The following is an 18,115-nucleotide window of genomic DNA, read 5'->3' on the forward strand; positions in this document are numbered from 1 at the left end:
CGACGCTATCCGGCCTTGATGTTCTTTACTGCGTCCTTGATCCTCGTGGTGATCTCCGAGCCAATGCCTGATCCGACAATGGCTCCGATGATCACCACGACCACCAGGATGATGCCCAGGTACTCGAACGCGGTCTGCCCCCGGTCGAGGTTCGCGTAGCGCTTGCGGATCCGGGTCACCGTCGTGTCCGTCCAGCCGTTGACCCGTACCTTCGCCTCGACGGAGACCTTCAGCAGCGTGTTGTTCGACATGGGGGATCCCTCCCGGTCCGGTTCCGCAGTCGATTCGCGGACGGTACGGGGAGTGACGGGTGATAACCAAGGGTCCCGGGGCCCAAATACGGTCCCATTGCGCACGGTGTCTACCCATGACCAGTCACTCCCGGACGGGCGGTTCCCAGCCAGCGGGCTATCGCTTCGCTGCGGCTGGTGCTCTGGAGCTTCGCGAAGATGCGGTTGATGTGGTTCTTGACCGTCTTCTCGCTGATGAAGCAGGCGCCGGCGATCTGCTGGTTGTTCATGCCGGACGCGATCAGGTCCATGATCTCCACCTCACGCGAACTCAGGCCGAACACAACGGAGTTGTGCATGCGCTCCGTCGACTGTGCCACAGAAGGTTGCGTTTGCGAAGAGGACCGGAGTTCCGCGAGGACGGCGGTGGCGGCCGTCGGGGTGAAGTGGGCGCGGCCGGCGTGGATGTCGCGGACCGCGCGTACCAGGTCGTCGGCGGTGAACTCGCCGTGGATCAGGTAGCCGCCCGCGCCCAGGAGGAGGGCTTCGCGGACGACCTCCGCCTCCTGGCTGTACGTCAGCATCAGGACCGGCGCCAGGCACACCAGGTGCGGCAGTGCCGAGATGCCGTCCACCCCCGGCATCCGGACGTCCAGCAGGATCACGTCCGGGGCGTGGATCCGGGTCAGGTGCAGGGCCTCGCGGCCGTCGCGGGCCTGGGCCACCACGCGGAGGTCCCCCGCCGTGGCCAGCAGCGCGCTCAGGCCCGCCCGTACCACCGGGTTGTCGTCGGCGATCAGGACGTCGATCGAGGTCGTCGGGGTCCTCGGGGTCATCGGATCCCCTCCAGCGGGAGCGAGAGACGGACGCGGGTGCCGGGGCGGCCCGCCGGGCGGGGGCCGAGGGAGAGGGCGGCTCCGATCGCCGCCGCGCGTTCCCGCATGCCGAGCACGCCGAAGTGGCCCCCGGAGGGCAGCCGCGCCGGCAGGCCGCGGCCGTCGTCCTCCACCGAGACGGTGAGGTGCGTGCCGGTCACCGACACCGTCAGCAGGGTTTCGGTGGCCTCCGCGTGGCGGCGTGCGTTCTCCACCGCCTCCGCGGCCACCGACAGGATGTGCCCCGCCACCGCCGGGGGCAGGGCGGGCAGCTCCCCCGACACCCGGACCTCCGCGTCCAGTGCGCGCAGCGCCGGCAGGAGGGGGATCTCCTCGGCGCGCCGCAGGTCCGTGAGCAGGGCACGGGACTCCAAGGCCGCGCGGCGGGCGGCAGCGGCCACCTGTTCCGCCTGGTGGCGCAGGGCGGCGGGGTCCGTCGTGCGGGACAGGGCGTCGGCGCTGAGCGCGAGGCCGTGCAGGGTCTTGGACACCGAGTCGTGCATCTCCCGCGCCAGCCGTTCCCGCTCCTCCCGGACCGCCTCGGCCGCCGCCAGCCGCGCCCGCGTCTGCGACAGGCGGAAGAGGAAGTCGCGTACGGAGGAGCCGGCCGCGCCCGACAGGACGCAGAGCAGGGAGAGGGCCAGGCCGCCGCCGAGGGCCGCCACCACCACCGTCTGCGCCGCCGCGAACACCGCGGATCCCCGCCAGCCGTAGACCAGCCCGGCCAGCAGCGGTGTGCCGAGGGCGACGAGCCCCAGCGGGGAGGAGGGGGTGGCGGTGATCAGCAGCAGGGCGCCCACCGCCATGTCCGCCGCCAGCAGCCAGCGGTGGCGCAGCAGCAGCGGCCCGAAGCGCTTCCAGTCGCGGTAGAGGGCGTAGGAGAGGGTGAATGTGCCCACCACCGCGCCCGCGACCAGGTACACCGGGACGCCCGGCGCCGTACGGCCCAGGGCCAGGGGGGCGCCGAGGGGGATCATGACCAGCCGTACCGCGAACACCTGGCGGCACAGGGCCTGGAGGGCGTTGGCTTCCAGGCGCATGGCTCAGCCGCCTCCCAGCAGGGCGCCGAAGTCGACGTTCGCGCCATAGACGAAGCCGCAGACCAGCAGGATCAGGGTGCCGGGCAGCATGAACATCGTCACCGCGAAGGTGGCCTTGGGGACGGCCCGGGCGGCACGCCTGCGGGCGTTCTGGGCGTCGGTGCGCCGCATGTCCTCGGCGATGGCGATCAGGGTGTCCACGATCGGGGAGCCGAGCTCCTCGCCCTGCTGCAACGCCGTGACGAACTGGGCGACCTGTTCGCTGTCGTTGCGGCGGCGCAGTTCGTCGAAGGCCTGGCGGCGGCTGACGCCCATGTCCAGCTGCTGGAGGGTGATGCGGACCTCGTCCGCCCAGGGGCCCTCGTACTTGCCCGCGACGCGTTCGAGGGCCTGGCGGAAGCCGAGGCCCGCGCTGACGACGACCGCGAGGACGTCGAGGAAGTCCGGCAGGGTGCGCTCGATGTTGTCGCGCCGGATCCGGATCGCCGACCACAGCCCGGCCTCGATCCAGAACAGTCCGAAGGCCACCATGAGCAGCGCCGGGACCAGCTTGCCGTTGAGCAGCATCGCGAAGGCGCCGAGTCCGCCCAGGAAGCCGTAGACCGCGCGCCGGGCGGCGTACCGGTCGATGGTGAGGCCGGCCGGGTTGCCGGCCATGTCGATCTGGCGGCGCTTGCGGGCCACCTGCTTGGGCCCCATCAGCCGCAGCACCAGCGGTGCCCAGCGGATGCCGAGCCGGTCGACGGCCGAGCCGACGGCGGTCGTACGGGTGGCGCCGACCTCCAGGGCGAGGGCGAGGTCGGTCGGGAGTTCGACGTCGGCGCGGTAGAGCCGGACGCCGTGGAGGATCCCGAAGACGGAGAGGGCGGCGGCCAGGGCCAGGAGGAAGGGGAGGTAGGTGTTCATCGCGGTGGCCGGCCCCTCAGACGTCGATCTTCGACAGGCGGCGGATGAGGACGAAGCCGAGCGTGAAGAGGCCGAGCGCCACCAGCACCGCCGTCTGTCCGATGAGGGCGCCCGTCATCCGGTCCAGCGCGCCCGGCATCATCAGGTCGACGAGGAGCAGCGAGCCGAGGCCGATGGCGGGGACCAGGTATGCGGTCACCGTGACCTGCGAGAGCTGCGTACGGATCTCCCTGCGCGTCTCCTTGCGCTGCTCCAGGGTCACGGTCAGGTTCCGCAGGCTGCCGACGATGGCGCCGCCCGCCCGCGCCGACAGGACGAGGGTGGAGACGAGGACGACCAGCTCCCGTGACGGCAGCCGCTCGACGATCTCCCCGAGCGCCTCCTCGATGGAGTGGCCGACCGCGAGCCGGTCCGTGACCCGGGACAGCTCCTCCCCGGCCGGCGCCTCCAGTTCCTCCGCGGCGATCCCGATGGCGGTGCGCAGGGCGAGCCCGGCCTGGGTGGCGTTGGCGAGGATGCGGGCCAGCTCGGGCAGCTGGTTGATGAACCGCTCCGTGCGCCGGGCGCGCTGCCAGTTGAGGAAGGCGTTGGCGGCCCAGAGCCCGATCAGGCCGGCCACGGGGCCGAAGAAGGGCGCGAGGAGGGAGGCGGAGATCAGCCAGGTTCCGGCGACCGCCGTCAGCATGTAGACGAAGAACTCGCCCGGGGTGACGTCCAGGCCGGTGGTCGCGAGCTTCAGCTCGATGCGCCGGCCCAGCTTCGTCCTGCGCAGGCGCCGGTCGACGCCCTGGAAGCGGCGTCTGCGGCCGGTGGCCTCGGGGGTGCCCTCCGCGGAGAGCCGGTCGACGAGGGCGGCGCGCTGGGCGAGGCCGGCCGCGTACGCGTGCACCCCGAGGGAGACGAGGAGTCCCGCCAGCAGGGTGGCCCCGAGGGTGAGGAGGACGAGGTGGGTCACAGCACGGTCCGGGAGGTCAGCGGGTCGAGGTAGTCCTCCGGTGCTACCCCGAAGGCCTGGGGGATGGGCTGGTTGCTCATGTAGAGGCGCTCCGCGATCCGGCGGGGCAGCGGGGCGTAGGCGAAGTAGCCGTGCACGCGCCCGTCGGCCCCCATGGGCTGGGCGATGTAGCGGCACACGGTGGTGATCCGGAACGGCTCGCGGCCGTGGGACTCGAGGATGGAGATCTCCGTGATGCGGCGCGAGCCGTCGCCGAAGCGGGTGAGCTGGACGATGACGTTGACGGCGCTGTTGATCTGGTCCTGGAGGGCCTCGAAGGGGATCTCGACCTCGGACATGGAGGCGAGGGTCTGGAGGCGCATCAGGGCGTCCTGCGAGCTGTTGGCGTGGACGGTGGCGAGGGAGCCGTCGTGGCCGGTGGACATCGCCTGGAGCATGTCGAGGGTCTCGCCGCCGCGAACCTCGCCGACGATGATGCGGTCGGGGCGCATGCGCAGGGAGTTGCGTACGAGGTCGCGGATGGTGATCTGCCCCTTGCCCTCGACGTTCGCCGGGCGGGATTCGAGGCGGATGACGTGGGCCTGCTGGAGCTGGAGTTCGGCGGAATCCTCGATGGTGATGACGCGCTCGCCCTCCGGGATCAGGCCGGAGAGGGCGTTGAGGAGGGTGGTCTTGCCGGTGCCGGTGGCCCCGGAGACGATCAGGTTCATCTTCGCCTGGACCAGCCCGGAGAGCAGGAGCAGCATCTGTTCGTCGAGGGAGCCGAGGGCGATCATCTCGTGCAGGGTGAAGGCGCGCGGGAAGCGGCGGATGGTGAGGGTCGCGCCGGTGAGGGAGAGCGGCGGGATGATGACGTTGACGCGCTCGCCGCTGGGCAGCCGCGCGTCGACCATCGGATTGGCCTCGTCCACGCGGCGGTTGACGGTGGAGACGATGCGCTCGATGGTCTGCATCAGCTGCTCGTGCGAGGCGAAGCGGATCGGGAGCTGCTCGACCCGGCCGGACCGCTCGACGAAGATCTGGTCGGGGCCGTTGACCATGATCTCGGAGATGGAGGCGTCTTCGAGGAGCGGTTCGAGCACGCCGAGACCGAGTGCCTCGTCGACGACGCGGCGGATCAGCTGGGCGCGCTCGGCGGTGGAGAGGACGGGCCCCTCGCGGCTGATGATGTGTCCGAGGACGCGCTCCAGGCGCGCCCGGCGCTCTGCGGGCGCGAGCGCGGACATCTCGGCGAGGTCGATCTCCTCCAGCAGCTTGGCGCGGTAGGAGGAGACGAGCCGGCCGTCCTCGCGGGGGCCGTGGCGGTCGTCGGGGGTGCTGACCCGGGAACGCAGGCTCATGGTCACGGTCCCTTCGGGTCGTCGTTGGGCATGACGGCGGTGGCGGTGGCGTCCGGGACGTCCAGTCCGGGCACGATGGTGTTGACCTCGATCGTCACGGTGGCGGTGACCGCGTCGGCGCCCGCGGCCACGGTGATGGTCGCCGGGAGCCCTTCGCGGATCGCGGCGCGCCCGGCCGCCTCGCCCCGGCCCCGGTGCTGGGCCTCCACGCGGGCCGCCGTCCGGGCGGCGGTGTCCGCCTGTTCGTGGACGTACGCGATCCAGCCCAGCTGGATGCCGCACAGCGCGACGAACAGCAGGATCGGCACGAAGCCGATGTACTCCAGGGCCACCTGCCCCCGGTCGGAGCGGATGTTCCGTCGTCTCATGTCACTCCTCCCGCTCCATCGCCGCGCCGCCCTTGCCGTCGATCCGGCCGAAGTCGAGGCCGGGGAAGAGCACGGGGATGCCGAGGCTGACCCTCGCGGTGTAGACGTCCCCGGCACGGTCGCACTCGACCACCGGTCCCCACGCGCCCCCGATGTGCTCGACGGCGGCCGCCTCGCACGCCGCGTCGCCCGTGACCGCCCCCGCCCGCGCCGCCTCGTCGGCCGCGTTCCCGGCCAGGGAGAACGCGTAGCCGATCAGTACGCACTCCCACACGGCCGCCACGAGCAGCAGGATCAGCGGCACCACGCCCACGAACTCCACGGCCACCTGGCCCCGGTCCCGGCCCCGCTCGCCCCGCCGGCCCCGCACCGGTCAGTCCCCCCGCCCGCGCCGCAGCCGGGCCACCGGTCCGGCCGCGCGGACCGCCAGGACGGATCCGGTGCCCGTCCGGGCCGGGGCGGCGGCCCGTTCCGGCACGGACAGCAGCCCCAGTTCCCCCGCCACCGCCCACAGCGCCTGCTTGACCGTCGAGCGGTTGTCGAGGTCCTGCACCCGGCCGGCGTCCACCACGGCCTGGAGTTCCTTGAAGGCGGCGGGGACCGGCGTACGCACCGGCCGGGTCTTGGTGATCTTCTCGATCAGCGAGGGCTGGATCTCGGTGTGCTTGCTCCAGCGGTTGACCACCACGGCGGTGTCCTCCGCCTTGCGCACCTGGAGCCGCTCCCACATCCGGACCATCCGCTTGACCGCCCGTACGGAGACCACGTCGGGGGTGGTGACGAGCACGGCCACGTCCGCCTGTTCCACGGCGGCCGCGTTGGCTCCGGTGACCTGGGTGCCGCAGTCGATGACGACCAGCTCGTAGCGGGCGCGCAGGGCGCTGATCACCTGGCGGGCGGCCCGTTCGTCGACCTCCTCGCCCCGCTCCCCCTCCGCCGGGGCCAGCAGCAGCGCGAGGCCGGTGCGGTCCTCGTACACGGCGTCCTGGAGGACCCGGGGGGAGATGTCCTGGATGCCGGCCAGGTCGGCGATGGAGCGGCGGAACTGCACGTCGAGGTAGGAGCCGACGTCCCCGGACTGGAGGTCGAGGTCGACCAGGGCGGTGCGCCGCCCCGAGGCGGCGGCCGCCAGCGCGAACTGGACGGCTGTGAAGGTGGTGCCGACGCCGCCCTTGGCCCCGGTGACGGTGACGACCCGGCCGCCCGGACCGGTGAACGCGTCCGCGCCCCCGCCCAGGTGGCGGCGTACGCCGACGGCCCACAGGGCGGCGGCCTGGACGCGGGCGGTGAGTTCCTCGTACGAGAGGGGCAGGGCGATCAGGCCGCGCGCCCCGGAGTCCATGGCGGCGGAGAAGAGGCCTGGTCCGGTGTCGGAGGAGAGCAGGACGACGCCCACGGCCGGGAAGCGCAGGGCGACTTCGCGGACGAGCTCCAGGGCGGGGACGGGGCCGATCCGCTCGTGGACGAGGACGACCTCGGGGAGTTCGTCGACGGACTCGGCGGCCAGGCGGCCCAGCATGTCGAGGAGGGAGGTGGAGTCGGGCACGGGCGGGGCGGGCTCGGCGTCCGGCAGCTGGCCGAGCAGGGCCGCGAGGGAGCGGGCGGCGTCCGGGTCGCCGGCCGCGGGGAGGATTCGAGTGGTCATCCGCGCCTCACTTGTCCCCGTCGAGGGTGTACGTGCGGTCGGCCGGGCCGGGTGCCGAGTCGGTGCCGGGTGCCACCAGGGCCAGCCGGACGTGCTCCGCGAAGGACTCGGCGTAGGCGACGCGCTGGGTGTCCTTCGTGTTCAGGGCGAAGGTGATCGGGACCGCCTCGGCGGGGCCCTTGCGGTCGCTGTCCTTGTCGAGGGCGGTGAGTTTGCCGACGCCCAGGACGCGGGCGTTCGCGACGATGATCACCGAGCGGGAGGGGTCGGTCTCCTTGGCGCCCTTGAAGGTGGCGATGATGTTGACCTTGGCGCCCGAGGTGATCTTGCCGGCCACGCCGGTGGCGGCGTCGATCATGATGGCGATCTCCTGCTCCCCGGCCTGGAGCTGCGGCTTGTCGACGAACATGTCGCTCTGGAGCAGGGAGCCCTTCTTCAGGGTGGTGAGCGCGATCTTGCCCTGGAGCGCGCCGAGGTCGCCGACGGCGGTGTCGGACAGCCACCGCTTGGGGACCTTCACCTCTTCGAACTGGCCGGCCGAGAGGGCGCTGTACGGTGCGATGTCGCCCTTGACGCGGTACGCGACGGCCTCGGAACCGACCTTGGAGTTGACGTCGCCGATGACGACGAGGACCCCGGCGAAGGCGGCGAGGGCGCACAGGACCGACAGCAGGAGCAGGATGACGCCGCGGCGCTGGCGTGAGTTCATGGGCCGTACTACCTCGCCGTTCTTCGTTCGTTCGGGCGGTCAGGATCCGGATCCGGAGCGGGCGGCGGCCGCCTCGGGCGGGGGTGCGGCCAGGGGGGCGGCGCAGAAGCCGCAGCGGTCGCCGATCAGTTCGAAGCCGCACCAGCCGCACTCCTCGCGCCGGACCGAGGCGACCAGCTGGTGGAGCACGGACACGTCCGGGATGGCGGCGGCGAACTCGACGAGTTTCGGGGTGGCCCACCAGCGGGCGGAGTCGGCGGGCAGCGGGTTCTCCATGAGTCCCCGCACCTGCCAGGCGGGGGCCAGTTCGGCCGCCACCCAGTCGGAGGACAGCTGGCCGCGCGCGAAGGTGAGGTGGGTGGCGAAGGCGGGCCCGGGCGGCAGCGCGCCCGCCGCGGCGGTGCCGAGCCGGGCCAGGTGCGGTGCCGGGTGGGCGAGTACGGCGAACTGGGCGCCGGGCGACCAGGATCGGGCGTGCGCCTTGAGGCCGACCGGGATCCGGTCGAGCTTGGCGACGGAGCCCAGCAGGGCGCCCGCGTGGATGTAGTGGGACAGCAGCCGGGCGGCCGAGGCGATCACTCCGGGGCTGAAGTCGCAGACGGTGAGCTGGCGCAGCTGACGCACCAGCACGGCGGTGGCCAGCGGCGGCAGATCGACCTCGAGGAGCGCGATCCGGTCGGTCTCCAGGACGGCCCGCACGGTGCGCAGCCGACGCGCGGTGGCCGGCGGCAGCCAGGACGGTACGACGGCGACGAGATGGCCGTGCCGCTCCAGCAGGGCGGTGGTCTCGGCGAGGGAGGCCTCCAGGCCGGCCCCGTCCGGCGGGCTCAGTACGGCGGCGCCCGGGGTGTGCCGGTCGGGGGCCGGCAGCACCAGATCGGCACTGGTGACAGCGATGGCGGTCGGCACGCGAATCCCCCCCGTTCACCCTCTGCGCGGCGCCCGTCCGCCCGGCCGTCCGCCGGACTTCGCGTACGCGCGCATGCTGCGCGACCGCAAACGATCGACGCCCTTCCCCCTTGCCCGAGCACCATATCCGCGACGCCCCTGACAGGGCAGGGGCTTGAGGATTCCCGTGCCGGAAGCACGTGTCACAGGAGGCGGGAAACCCGGACAACAGGGATCGCGGCTCCGCGCATTTCAAGCCACATTGCAAACACCCTTGACACGGGGATTGGTCTGGACCAACTTGGCTGGCGCCAGCTCTCGGTCCCGGGGACCCCACTCCCCCGCACTGCTCCCCCCCTTCCGCTCCTCCCCTTCCTCCCCCCACGGAGCCCACGTGAACCGCATACGCTCCCTCGCCCTGCCCGTCGCCGCCGCCCTCGCCGCCGGCGGGCTGACCGCCCTCGCGGCCGGTCCCGCCCGGGCCGCCGACGTCAACGTCGTCCGCAACGGCGGCTTCGAGTCCGGCCTCGCCAACTGGTCTTGCTCGAACGGCAGCGGCGCCTCCGTCTCCTCTCCCGTCTACGCCGGGGCGGGCGCCCTGAAGGCCGCCCCGGCGGGCTCGGACAACGCCCGCTGCAGCCAGACCGTCACGGTCAGGCCGAATTCCACGTACACGCTCAGCGCCCAGGTGCAGGGCTCGTACGTCTACCTGGGCGCGACCGGCACCGGCACCCAGGACGTCTCCACCTGGACCCCCGGCACGGGCGGCGGCTGGCAGAAGCTGTCGACCACCTTCACCACCGGGCCGAACACCACCCAGGTCACCGTCCACACCCACGGCTGGTACGGCCAGCCGGCCTACACCGCCGACGAGTTCAGCGTCCTCGGCCCGGACGGCGGCGGCCCCACCGATCCCGGACCGGGCCTGCCGGGCGCGCCCGCGGGGGCCGCCGTTTCCGGCCAGAGCCAGAACGGCCTCACCCTTTCGTGGAACGCGGTCGGCGGGGCGAGCGGCTACCACGTCTACCAGGACGGGGCCCGCGTCCAGACGGTGACGGGCACCTCCACCGCCGTCACCGGGCTCGCGGCCGGCACCTCGTACTCCTTCCAGGTGAGCGCGTACAACGCGGCCGGGGAGGGCCCCAGGTCGGCTCCGGTCACCGGCACCACCACCGGGGGCGGCGGCCCCAACCCGAACCCCTCGGTGCCGCGGCACGCGCTGACCGGCTACTGGCAGAACTTCGACAACGGCGCGACCGTCCAGAGGATCTCCGACGTCTCCGCGCAGTACGACATCATCGCCGTCTCCTTCGCCGACGCCACGGCCACGCCCGGCGCCATCGCCTTCAACCTCGACTCCGCGGGCCTCGGCGGCTACACGGTGGCCCAGTTCAAGGCGGACGTCGCCGCGAAGAAGGCCGCCGGCAAGTCGGTCATCCTCTCCATCGGCGGCGAGAAGGGCACGATCTCGGTCAATGACTCCGCCTCCGCCGCCAACCTGGCGAACTCCGCCTGGGCACTGATGCAGGAGTACGGCTTCACCGGCATCGACATCGATCTGGAGAACGGCCTCAACCCGACCTACATGACGCAGGCGCTGCGCGCCCTGTCGGCGAAGGCCGGTCCCTCGCTGGTCCTGACCATGGCACCGCAGACCATCGACATGCAGTCGACCCAGAACGGCTACTTCAAGACGGCGCTGGCCGTGAAGGACATCCTGACGGTCGTGAACATGCAGTACTACAACAGCGGCGCGATGAACGGCTGCGACGGCAAGGTCTACGCGCAGGGCTCGGTGGACTTCCTGACGGCGCTGGCCTGCATCCAGCTGGAGGGCGGCCTCGACCCCTCCCAGGTGGGCATCGGCGTCCCGGCCTCGCCGAGCGGCGCCGGCAGCGGCTACGTCTCCCCGACGATCGTCAACAACGCCCTCGACTGCCTGACCAGGGGCACCGGCTGCGGGTCCTTCAAGCCGTCGAAGACCTACCCCTCGCTGCGCGGGGCGATGACCTGGTCGACCAACTGGGACGCCAAGGCGGGTAGCACCTGGTCCAACGCGGTGGGTCCGAAGGTCCACGCGCTGCCGTAGGAGGTAGAGGTGTGGGGTGGCTGATTCGGCCCGGTGAGCCCCTCGGGTTCTTGACCGGAACATGCCATGAGAGCACGCTGTGCGCGTCCGCACGGCTACCCCACACTCCCACCCAGGAGAACGCATGCGGCTCCACCACCGCCGGAGGGCCGCCGTCACGGCGGCCCTGCTGGCGCTCGCGCTCGGCGCACCCGCCTACGGCATGAGCGCGACGGCAGCGCCCCCGCCCACCCCCTCCACCGCCACCCAGGACGAGGCGATCGTCCAGTACGAGATCCACGGCCCGTCCACGGCCGCCGAACGCACGGCCCTGCTGCGCACCGGCGCCTCCATCGACGAGGTGGACGCCCACTCGGTCGTGGTCAGCGCCGACCCCATGCAGGCCCGTGCCCTGCGCGCGCTGGGCCACGAGCTCACCGCGCTGCCCGGCCCGCCGGACCGGACCGAGCGGGGCGTGGCGGCCTCTCCGATGGACTTCCCCTCGGCGGACTCCAGGTACCACAACTACGCCGAGGCCAGTGCGGAGATCGACCAGCGCATCGCCCAGTACCCCGGGATCATGAGCAAGCGGGTCATCGGGAAGTCGTACCAGGGCCGGGACCTCGTCGCCATCAAGATCAGTGACAACGTCGGCACGGACGAGGCCGAACCCGAGGTGCTCTTCACGGCCCACCAGCACGCCCGCGAGCACCTGACCGTGGAAATGGCCCTGTACCTGCTCAAGGAGTTCGGCTCGAAGTACGGCAGCGAGAGCCGCGTCACGAACATGGTCAACCAGCGCGAGATCTGGATCATCCCGGACCTCAACCCGGACGGCGGCGAGTACGACATCGCCACCGGCTCCTACCGCTCCTGGCGCAAGAACCGCCAGCCCAACAGCGGCTCCTCGTACGTCGGAACGGACGAGAACCGCAACTGGAACTACAAGTGGGGCTGCTGCGGCGGCTCCAGCGGCAGCAAGAGCTCCGAGACCTACCGCGGGCCGGCCGCCGAGTCCGCCCCCGAGGTCAAGGCGGTCTCCGACTTCGTCCGCGGCCGGGTGGTCGGCGGCAAGCAGCAGATCAAGGCCGCGATCGACTTCCACACGTACAGCGAACTGGTGCTGTGGCCCTTCGGCTACACCTACAACGACACCGCGCCGGGGCTGACCGCCGACGACCTCGCCGTCTACAAGAAGATCGGCACGAGCATGGCCGCCAGCAACGGCTACACGCCCGAGCAGTCGAGCGACCTCTACATCACCGACGGCACGATCGACGACTGGCTGTGGGGCGACCAGAAGATCTTCGGCTACACCTTCGAGATGTACCCGTCGAGCGGCGGCGGCGGCTTCTACCCGCCCGACGAGGTGATCGACCGCGAGACGGCGCGCAACAAGGAGGCCGTGCTCCAGCTGCTGGAGAACGCGGACTGCATGTACCGCTCCATCGGCAAGGAAGCCCAGTACTGCACCGCGTGACGCGGACGGGCCGGACCGGGGCGCCCCACCGCCAGGGGGGCGCCCCTTCGCCGCGTCAGCCCAGTACCGCCAGGGCGTCGATCTCGATCAGCAGCCCGGCCGGGAGGCCGACGTACACCGTCGTGCGGGCGGCGGGGGCCTCCTTGAGGCCCTGCTCCTCGAAGTAGGCGTTGTAGATCTCGTTCATCTCGGCGAAGTGCCCGGTGTCGGTCAGGTAGACGCGGATCATCATCACGTCGTCCCAGTTCGCCCCGCCCGCCTCCAGCACGGAACGGACGTTCTCCAGCGTCTGGAGGGTCTGCTCGCGCAGCGTCGGCCCGGCCGTCGTGGGCGGCCGCCCCTCGGCGTGCGGCAGGTAGCCGACCTGGCCGGCGACCTGGAGGACGTTGCCCTTGCGGACGCCGTGCGAGAACTTCGCGGGCGGGGCGGGGTGGGACTCGGGGGTGACGGCGGTCTTCTCGCTCACGAGGGTCCTCTGCGTTCGTATCGGTGCGGGGTGTTTCCCCCCGCTGATGGTCTCAGCGGGGCGCGGTCCCCGGGGGGCCCGTTCGACCGGTTCGCGAGGACGGGCTACCGCCCCGCGCGACCGGCTCCCCCCGCGGCGGCCGCCTCCGCCCGGCGGAACCGGCACCCCGTTGACCCTCGTCCCCCCGGGTGTTAGACCACAGGCACCACGCGCAGCACGCCCGCACCACCCCCAGGAGGACCCCATGGCCAGCGACGCAGTCCGACGGCTCGCCGACGAACCGGTCGACCACCGGTTCAAGGGCCTCCCGCCGGACGCGCAGGCGGCGGGCCTCACCGTCGGGGAACTCGCCGCGCAAGGCCGCGACCTGTACGGCGGCGGGTTCACCACTCCCGTCCTCACCCTCGACGCCGACGCGCTCGCGCACAACCTCACCGTGCTCGGCGAGTACTCCGCCCGACACGGCCTCGCGTTCGCGCCCCACGGCAAGACCTGCATGGCCCCCCAGCTCTTCGAGCGCCAGCTCGCGCACGGCGCCTGGGGCATCACCGCCGCCGTCCCCCACCAGGCCCGCGTCTACCGCGCCTTCGGGATCCAGCGCGTCTTCCTCGCCAACGAGCTCGTCGACCCCGCCGCCCTGCACTGGGTCGCCGCCGAACTCGTCGCCGACCCCGGCTTCCGGTTCGTCTGCTACGTCGACTCCGTGCGCGGGGTCCGGCTCATGGACCGGGCCCTCCAGGGGCGGGGCGCCGTGCTGGACGTGGTCGTCGAGCTCGGGGCCGGCGAGGGGGCTCGCACGGGGGCCCGTACCGACGAGGACTGCCGGGCCGTCGCCGACGCCGTCGCCGCGGCCGGCACCCTGCGCCTGGTCGGTGTCGCCGGGTACGAGGCCGAGGTGCCCGGCGCCGACGCGGACGGCGTGCGCGCCTGGCTGCGCCGGCTCACCGGCCTGGCCGCCGAGTTCGACAAGGCCGGGCGGTTCGGCCCGGACGTCGAGGAGATCGTCGTCAGCGCGGGCGGGTCGGCCTGGTTCGACGCCGTCGCCGACGTGTTCGCCGAGCTGCCCGCCCTGTCCCGGCCCGTCCTGAAGCTGCTGCGCTCCGGCGCGTACGTCTCCCACGACCACGGCTGGTACGGCCGCCTGACCCCCTTCAACCGGGTTCCCGGGGAGGGCGGACTGCGCCCCGCCTTCCGGCTGTGGACCCAGGTCGTCTCCCGCCCCTCCCCCACCCAGGCCTTCGTCAACGCCGGCAAGCGCGACGTCGCCTACGACCTCGGGCTGCCCGAGGCCGAGCTGGTCCGCGACGCCCTCGACGGCACCGAGCGGCCCGCGACCGGCGTCCGCGTGGTCAAGCTGTCCGACCAGCACGCCTGGCTGGAGACCGACTCCGCCGACGACGTCCAGGTCGGCGACTGGGTGGCGCTCGGCATGTCGCACCCCTGCACCATCTTCGAGAAGTGGCCGCTGATCCCGGTCGTGGAGGCCGACGGCCGGGTCACCGACTACGTACGCACCTTCTTCTAGCCGTGGACCTCCTCATCCGGGGCGCCCGCGTCGTCGACGGCACGGGCGGGCCCTCGTACACCGCGGACGTCGCCGTGCACGAGGGCCGGATCGCCGCGATCGGCCGGATCCCGGGCGGCGGACGGCGCACCCTCGACGCGCACGGGCTCGTCCTGGCCCCCGGGTTCACCGACATGCACGCCCACAGCGACCTGGCGCTGCTGCGCGACCCGGACCACAGCGCCAAGGCCGCACAGGGCGTCACCCTCGAAGTCCTCGGCCAGGACGGCCTGTCGTACGCGCCCGCCGACGAACGGACCCTGGCCGGCGTGCGGACCGCCATCGCGGGCTGGAACGGCCCCGGTGACGACGTCGACTTCGACTGGCGGACCGTCGGGGAGTACCTCGGCCGGCTGGACCGGGCCCACGGCGGACAGGGCATCGCGGTGAACGCCGCCTACCTCGTGCCCCAGGGCACCGTGCGGGCGTACGCCCTCGGCTGGGACGACCGCCCCGCCACCACCGCCGAGCTCGACCGGATGCGCCGGCTCGTCGCCGAGGGCCTGGAGCAGGGCGCCTTCGGCATGTCCTCCGGGCTCACCTACACCCCCGGCATGTACGCCTCCGGTGCCGAACTCACCGAGCTGTGCGCCGTGGTCGCCCGGTACGGCGGCTACTACTGCCCGCACCACCGCTCGTACGGGCGCGGCGCGCTGGCCGCCTACGCCGAGATGCTCGCGCTGAGCCGCGAGGCCGGCTGCGCGCTGCACCTGGCGCACGCCACCATGAACTTCGCGGAGAACGAGGGCCGTGCCCCCGACCTGCTGGCCCTGCTCGACGCTTCCCTCGCCGACGGCGCCGACGTCACCCTCGACAGCTACCCGTACACCCCCGGCTGCACCACCCTCGCCGCGCTGCTGCCCGGCTGGGCGCACGAGGGCGGCCCCGAGGCGCTTCTGGCGCGGCTGCGCGACGAGGACACCGCCGGACGGATCCGGTACGCCCTGGAGGTGACGGGCTCCGACGGCTGCCACGGGGTGCCGGTGGACTGGGCTTGCGTGGAGGTCTCCGGGACAAACGACCCCGCGTACCGGGGGCACGTCGGCACCCGCCTCGACGGCTGGGAGACCGCGCGGCGGCTGCTGCTCGGGGACCGGCTCGGACCGACCGTGCTCCAGCACGTCGGCCACGAGGGGAACGTCCGGGCGATCATGCGCCACCCCGTCCACACGGGCGGCTCCGACGGGATCCTGCACGGCACGAAGCCGCACCCCCGCGCGTACGGCACCTTCCCGCACTACCTTGGGCACTACGTGCGGGAGCTGGGCGTGCTGTCCCTGGAGGAGTGCGTGGCCCACCTGTCGGGCCGCCCGGCGGCGCGGCTGCGGCTGCCCGACCGGGGGCTGGTCCGCGAGGGGTTCCGCGCCGACCTGGTCCTCTTCGACCCGGAGACGGTCGCGGCCGGGTCCACGTACGAACGGCCGCGCGCGCTGCCCACGGGGATCCCGTACGTCCTGATCGACGGACGGTTCGTCATGCGGGACGGGACCAGGACCGGTGTCCTGGCCGGGCGGGCGGTCCGCCGAACCCCTGTGGGCCGGTAGGGGCTTTGGTCCCGGAGTGCGTATGCGCCCGGCACATACGATGAACGGCATGGCCGCCTTCCTGCTCCCCGCCCTCCTCTTCCTCGCCTTCTGCATAAGCACCTTCAAGGACCGCCGCCGCTTCAGCAACGCGGTGCTGTTCGGCCTGACCTTCATCACGCTGTCGGCCGCGCTGCTCTTCCAGGTGACGGCGCTGCCGGGGTGGGCCGCCCTGACGATCATCGCGATCGCCCTCACGGCGCCCGCCCTCGGCACCATGGCGATCGGCGGTTTCCTGATCGCCAACGGCGTGACGATGATCCGCAAGGAGGGCCGCAGTCCGGCCAACCTGCTGTCGATGCTCGCGGGGCTCGGGATCTTCGGGATGATCGCGCTGCTGGTCGTCGTCCCGATGTTCCGCTCCACGGTCCTGAACGGTGTGGCCGCGACCCTGACCCTGGTCGTCGGCTACGTCTCCTTCCTCTTCCTGTGCTTCCTCGGGTACGCCTTCCTCTACGGCCGGATCAAGGTGCGCGGGGACGTCGACCACGTGGTGATGCTGGGCTCCGGTCTGGTCGGCGGGGAGCGGGTGCCGCCGCTGCTGGCCTCGCGGCTGAGCAAGGGGCAGCGGATCTACGAGGCCCAGCTGGCCCGCGGCTCGCGCTCGCCGGTCCTGCTCGTGTCGGGCGGCAAGGGCTCCGACGAGCGGGTCTCCGAGGCGCGGGCGATGGCCGACTGGCTGATCGCGGAGGGGGTTCCGGCGGAGGCGATCACGCTGGAGGAGAACTCCCGCACGACCGAGGAGAACATGCTCTTCTCGAAGGGGATCATGCTGGCGGCGAATCCGGGCTACCGGTGCGTGGTCGTCACCAACAACTTCCACGCCTTCCGGGCCGCGATGCTGGCCCGCAAGACGGGGGTCAACGGGCAGGTGGTCGGCTCGCCGACGGCCCGCTACTTCCTGCCGAGCGCCACCCTGCGCGAGTTCGTGGCGGTGTTCTGGGAGCACCGGGCGGTCAACCTGTCGATCTGCGGGGCGCTGGTCGCCGTCGGCGCGCTGGCGACGCTCACGGCCGCCGTCTCCCCTGCCTGAGGCCCGTTCCGCCGGGAGGCGGCGCCCCGGGCCGGGGCCTTCGGGGGCCCGACGTGCGTTCATGGGGCCGGAGCCGGAGTATGGGGGCCTGGGGGGCACCGTAGGAGGTATCCGATGGACAGTGAAGCCAACGAGCAGCCCACCCGGTCGGACCGGCTCTTCACGGGTGGGGAGCGCGCGTACGACCCCGAGGACCTGGTGATGGCGACCGGCCACGACCCGACTCCGGAGCGGGTCGAGAAGGCGCGGAAGCTGATCGAGAAGGAGGGTCCGCAGGTCATCGAGCGCTTCCTGCCGTAGGGCGGGGCCGGCCGGACGACGCTGCCGGGTTCCACGGCCCGGGGTCGCCCCCGGGCCGTGGCCCTCGGTGAGCCGCGGCGCATCCAGAATCGGTGGAGGCTCGTTAGCGCTCCGGGGGGGACGCCCTACGGAGGTCACATGAACAGCGTTGCCGTCCCGGTCAATCCGGGCACTCCGGTCTTCCCGGTCTCCCCGGTCCCGCCGGTCGACTGGGACCACCCGACGGATCCGCGTCCCGGGCCGCGGCTCGATCACGTACGCGCGTACGTGTCGAGCGGGGGCACCGACGGCCACCTGTGGCGCGGGGTCCCGACCCTGCTCCTGACCACCCTCGACCGTGCCACCGGCCGGCCGGTGCGCACGCCGCTGATCTACGCCGAGGACGAGGGCCGGTACCTGGTCGTCGCCGCCGGCTCCGGCGGGCGCCGCCACCCCTCCTGGTACGGGAACCTCACCGCGCACCCCGAGGTACGCCTCCAGGTGGGCACCCGGACGTTCGCGGCGTGGGCGCGCACGGCGGACGCGGTGGAGCGGGAGACGTACTGGGAGGCGCTGACCGCGCTGTGGCCGCTCTACGACGACCACCAGGAGCGCGCACGGCCCCGCGAGCTGCCGCTGGTGATCGTGGAGGGGTGACGGGCGGCCCCGTCCGGTCGAGGCGAATC

Annotated in this window: 19 protein-coding genes; 7 read left to right on the forward strand and 12 right to left on the reverse strand. The window is 72.5% G+C overall.

Annotation, left to right across the window (positions count from 1 at the left end):
* Nucleotides 1–5 precede the first annotated feature (5 nt).
* The 11 genes from ACFY7H_RS07115 to ACFY7H_RS07165 form a co-directional block, all read right to left on the reverse strand.
* Nucleotides 6–251, reverse strand: a complete 246-nt coding sequence (locus tag ACFY7H_RS07115; RefSeq protein ID WP_388934291.1) for a hypothetical protein — start codon at nt 249–251, stop codon at nt 6–8.
* Between the two features lie 110 nt (nt 252–361).
* Nucleotides 362–1,066 carry a response regulator gene (locus ACFY7H_RS07120; protein ID WP_388934294.1) on the reverse strand — a complete coding sequence of 235 codons (705 nt, stop codon included), beginning with the start codon at nt 1,064–1,066 and terminating at the stop codon, nt 362–364.
* Nucleotides 1,063–2,145, reverse strand: a complete 1,083-nt coding sequence (locus ACFY7H_RS07125; protein ID WP_388934297.1) for a sensor histidine kinase — start codon at nt 2,143–2,145, stop codon at nt 1,063–1,065. The genes ACFY7H_RS07120 and ACFY7H_RS07125 overlap by 4 nt, the downstream gene beginning before the upstream one ends.
* A gap of 3 nt (nt 2,146–2,148) precedes the next feature.
* A complete protein-coding gene (locus ACFY7H_RS07130) occupies nt 2,149–3,051 on the reverse strand; it encodes a DUF5936 domain-containing protein (RefSeq protein WP_388934301.1) in 903 nt (300 codons plus the stop codon).
* A gap of 16 nt (nt 3,052–3,067) precedes the next feature.
* Complete coding sequence (locus ACFY7H_RS07135; RefSeq protein ID WP_388934303.1) at nt 3,068–4,006, reverse strand: type II secretion system F family protein; 939 nt, start codon at nt 4,004–4,006, stop codon at nt 3,068–3,070.
* A complete protein-coding gene (locus ACFY7H_RS07140) occupies nt 4,003–5,346 on the reverse strand; it encodes a CpaF family protein (RefSeq protein ID WP_388934305.1) in 1,344 nt (447 codons plus the stop codon). The genes ACFY7H_RS07135 and ACFY7H_RS07140 overlap by 4 nt, the downstream gene beginning before the upstream one ends.
* Before the next feature lie 2 nt (nt 5,347–5,348).
* A complete protein-coding gene (locus ACFY7H_RS07145; protein WP_388934308.1) occupies nt 5,349–5,714 on the reverse strand; it encodes a TadE/TadG family type IV pilus assembly protein in 366 nt (121 codons plus the stop codon).
* A 1-nt stretch (nt 5,715) separates the two neighbouring features.
* The gene (locus tag ACFY7H_RS07150) at nt 5,716–6,084 is read right to left on the reverse strand and encodes a TadE/TadG family type IV pilus assembly protein (RefSeq protein WP_388934309.1); all 369 of its coding nucleotides are present in this window, start codon (nt 6,082–6,084) and stop codon (nt 5,716–5,718) included.
* A 3-nt stretch (nt 6,085–6,087) separates the two neighbouring features.
* Nucleotides 6,088–7,359 (reverse strand): CpaE family protein, encoded by a 1,272-nt coding sequence (locus ACFY7H_RS07155; protein ID WP_388934312.1) that lies wholly within the window; start codon nt 7,357–7,359, stop codon nt 6,088–6,090.
* A gap of 7 nt (nt 7,360–7,366) precedes the next feature.
* Nucleotides 7,367–8,068, reverse strand: a complete 702-nt coding sequence (cpaB, locus tag ACFY7H_RS07160) for a Flp pilus assembly protein CpaB (RefSeq protein ID WP_388934314.1) — start codon at nt 8,066–8,068, stop codon at nt 7,367–7,369.
* 39 nt (nt 8,069–8,107) lie between these two features.
* A complete protein-coding gene (locus ACFY7H_RS07165; RefSeq protein ID WP_388934317.1) occupies nt 8,108–8,977 on the reverse strand; it encodes a hypothetical protein in 870 nt (289 codons plus the stop codon).
* Nucleotides 8,978–9,350: 373 nt separating this feature from the next.
* Between ACFY7H_RS07165 and ACFY7H_RS07170 the strand changes: the two genes are divergently transcribed.
* Nucleotides 9,351–11,045, forward strand: a complete 1,695-nt coding sequence (locus tag ACFY7H_RS07170) for a chitinase (RefSeq protein WP_388934319.1) — start codon at nt 9,351–9,353, stop codon at nt 11,043–11,045.
* A gap of 124 nt (nt 11,046–11,169) precedes the next feature.
* Nucleotides 11,170–12,504, forward strand: coding sequence for a M14 family metallopeptidase (locus ACFY7H_RS07175; RefSeq protein WP_388934322.1), 1,335 nt, complete (start codon nt 11,170–11,172; stop codon nt 12,502–12,504).
* A 55-nt stretch (nt 12,505–12,559) separates the two neighbouring features.
* Here ACFY7H_RS07175 and ACFY7H_RS07180 read toward each other — a convergent pair whose 3' ends face one another.
* Nucleotides 12,560–12,970: a RidA family protein gene (locus tag ACFY7H_RS07180; protein ID WP_388934325.1), complete on the reverse strand. Its 411-nt coding sequence runs from the start codon at nt 12,968–12,970 to the stop codon at nt 12,560–12,562.
* Between the two features lie 244 nt (nt 12,971–13,214).
* Here ACFY7H_RS07180 and ACFY7H_RS07185 point away from each other — a divergent pair, with 244 nt between their 5' ends.
* The 5 genes from ACFY7H_RS07185 (at nt 13,215) to ACFY7H_RS07205 (ending at nt 18,086) form a co-directional block, all read left to right on the forward strand.
* Nucleotides 13,215–14,495: an alanine racemase gene (locus tag ACFY7H_RS07185; protein WP_388934328.1), complete on the forward strand. Its 1,281-nt coding sequence runs from the start codon at nt 13,215–13,217 to the stop codon at nt 14,493–14,495.
* Between the two features lie 2 nt (nt 14,496–14,497).
* Entirely contained in the window at nt 14,498–16,078 is a 1,581-nt protein-coding gene (locus ACFY7H_RS07190) for an amidohydrolase family protein (protein ID WP_388934330.1), read from the forward strand.
* A 49-nt stretch (nt 16,079–16,127) separates the two neighbouring features.
* On the forward strand, nt 16,128–17,150 hold the full coding sequence (locus ACFY7H_RS07195; RefSeq protein WP_388934332.1) for a YdcF family protein: 1,023 nt from the start codon (nt 16,128–16,130) through the stop codon (nt 17,148–17,150).
* Between the two features lie 114 nt (nt 17,151–17,264).
* A complete protein-coding gene (locus tag ACFY7H_RS07200; RefSeq protein WP_388934334.1) occupies nt 17,265–17,450 on the forward strand; it encodes a hypothetical protein in 186 nt (61 codons plus the stop codon).
* Between the two features lie 138 nt (nt 17,451–17,588).
* Nucleotides 17,589–18,086 carry a nitroreductase family deazaflavin-dependent oxidoreductase gene (locus ACFY7H_RS07205; RefSeq protein WP_388934337.1) on the forward strand — a complete coding sequence of 166 codons (498 nt, stop codon included), beginning with the start codon at nt 17,589–17,591 and terminating at the stop codon, nt 18,084–18,086.
* The last annotated feature ends 29 nt before the right edge of the window (nt 18,087–18,115 follow it).

The sequence above is a fragment of the Streptomyces sp. NPDC012794 genome, from assembly GCF_042901085.1.
GTDB lineage: Bacteria > Actinomycetota > Actinomycetes > Streptomycetales > Streptomycetaceae > Streptomyces.

Excerpts from the sequence above, each read along its gene's own strand:
- ACFY7H_RS07115 (WP_388934291.1), bottom strand. The coding sequence starts at position 251 with ATGTCGAACAACACGCTGCTGAAGGTCTCCGTCGAGGCGAAGGTACGG.
- ACFY7H_RS07120 (WP_388934294.1), bottom strand. The coding sequence starts at position 1,066 with ATGACCCCGAGGACCCCGACGACCTCGATCGACGTCCTGATCGCCGAC.
- ACFY7H_RS07125 (WP_388934297.1), bottom strand. The coding sequence starts at position 2,145 with ATGCGCCTGGAAGCCAACGCCCTCCAGGCCCTGTGCCGCCAGGTGTTC.
- ACFY7H_RS07130 (WP_388934301.1), bottom strand. The coding sequence starts at position 3,051 with ATGAACACCTACCTCCCCTTCCTCCTGGCCCTGGCCGCCGCCCTCTCC.
- ACFY7H_RS07140 (WP_388934305.1), bottom strand. The coding sequence starts at position 5,346 with ATGAGCCTGCGTTCCCGGGTCAGCACCCCCGACGACCGCCACGGCCCC.
- ACFY7H_RS07145 (WP_388934308.1), bottom strand. The coding sequence starts at position 5,714 with ATGAGACGACGGAACATCCGCTCCGACCGGGGGCAGGTGGCCCTGGAG.
- ACFY7H_RS07155 (WP_388934312.1), bottom strand. The coding sequence starts at position 7,359 with ATGACCACTCGAATCCTCCCCGCGGCCGGCGACCCGGACGCCGCCCGC.
- cpaB (WP_388934314.1), bottom strand. The coding sequence starts at position 8,068 with ATGAACTCACGCCAGCGCCGCGGCGTCATCCTGCTCCTGCTGTCGGTC.
- ACFY7H_RS07175 (WP_388934322.1), top strand. The coding sequence starts at position 11,170 with ATGCGGCTCCACCACCGCCGGAGGGCCGCCGTCACGGCGGCCCTGCTG.
- ACFY7H_RS07185 (WP_388934328.1), top strand. The coding sequence starts at position 13,215 with ATGGCCAGCGACGCAGTCCGACGGCTCGCCGACGAACCGGTCGACCAC.
- ACFY7H_RS07195 (WP_388934332.1), top strand. The coding sequence starts at position 16,128 with ATGGCCGCCTTCCTGCTCCCCGCCCTCCTCTTCCTCGCCTTCTGCATA.
- ACFY7H_RS07200 (WP_388934334.1), top strand. The coding sequence starts at position 17,265 with ATGGACAGTGAAGCCAACGAGCAGCCCACCCGGTCGGACCGGCTCTTC.
- ACFY7H_RS07205 (WP_388934337.1), top strand. The coding sequence starts at position 17,589 with ATGAACAGCGTTGCCGTCCCGGTCAATCCGGGCACTCCGGTCTTCCCG.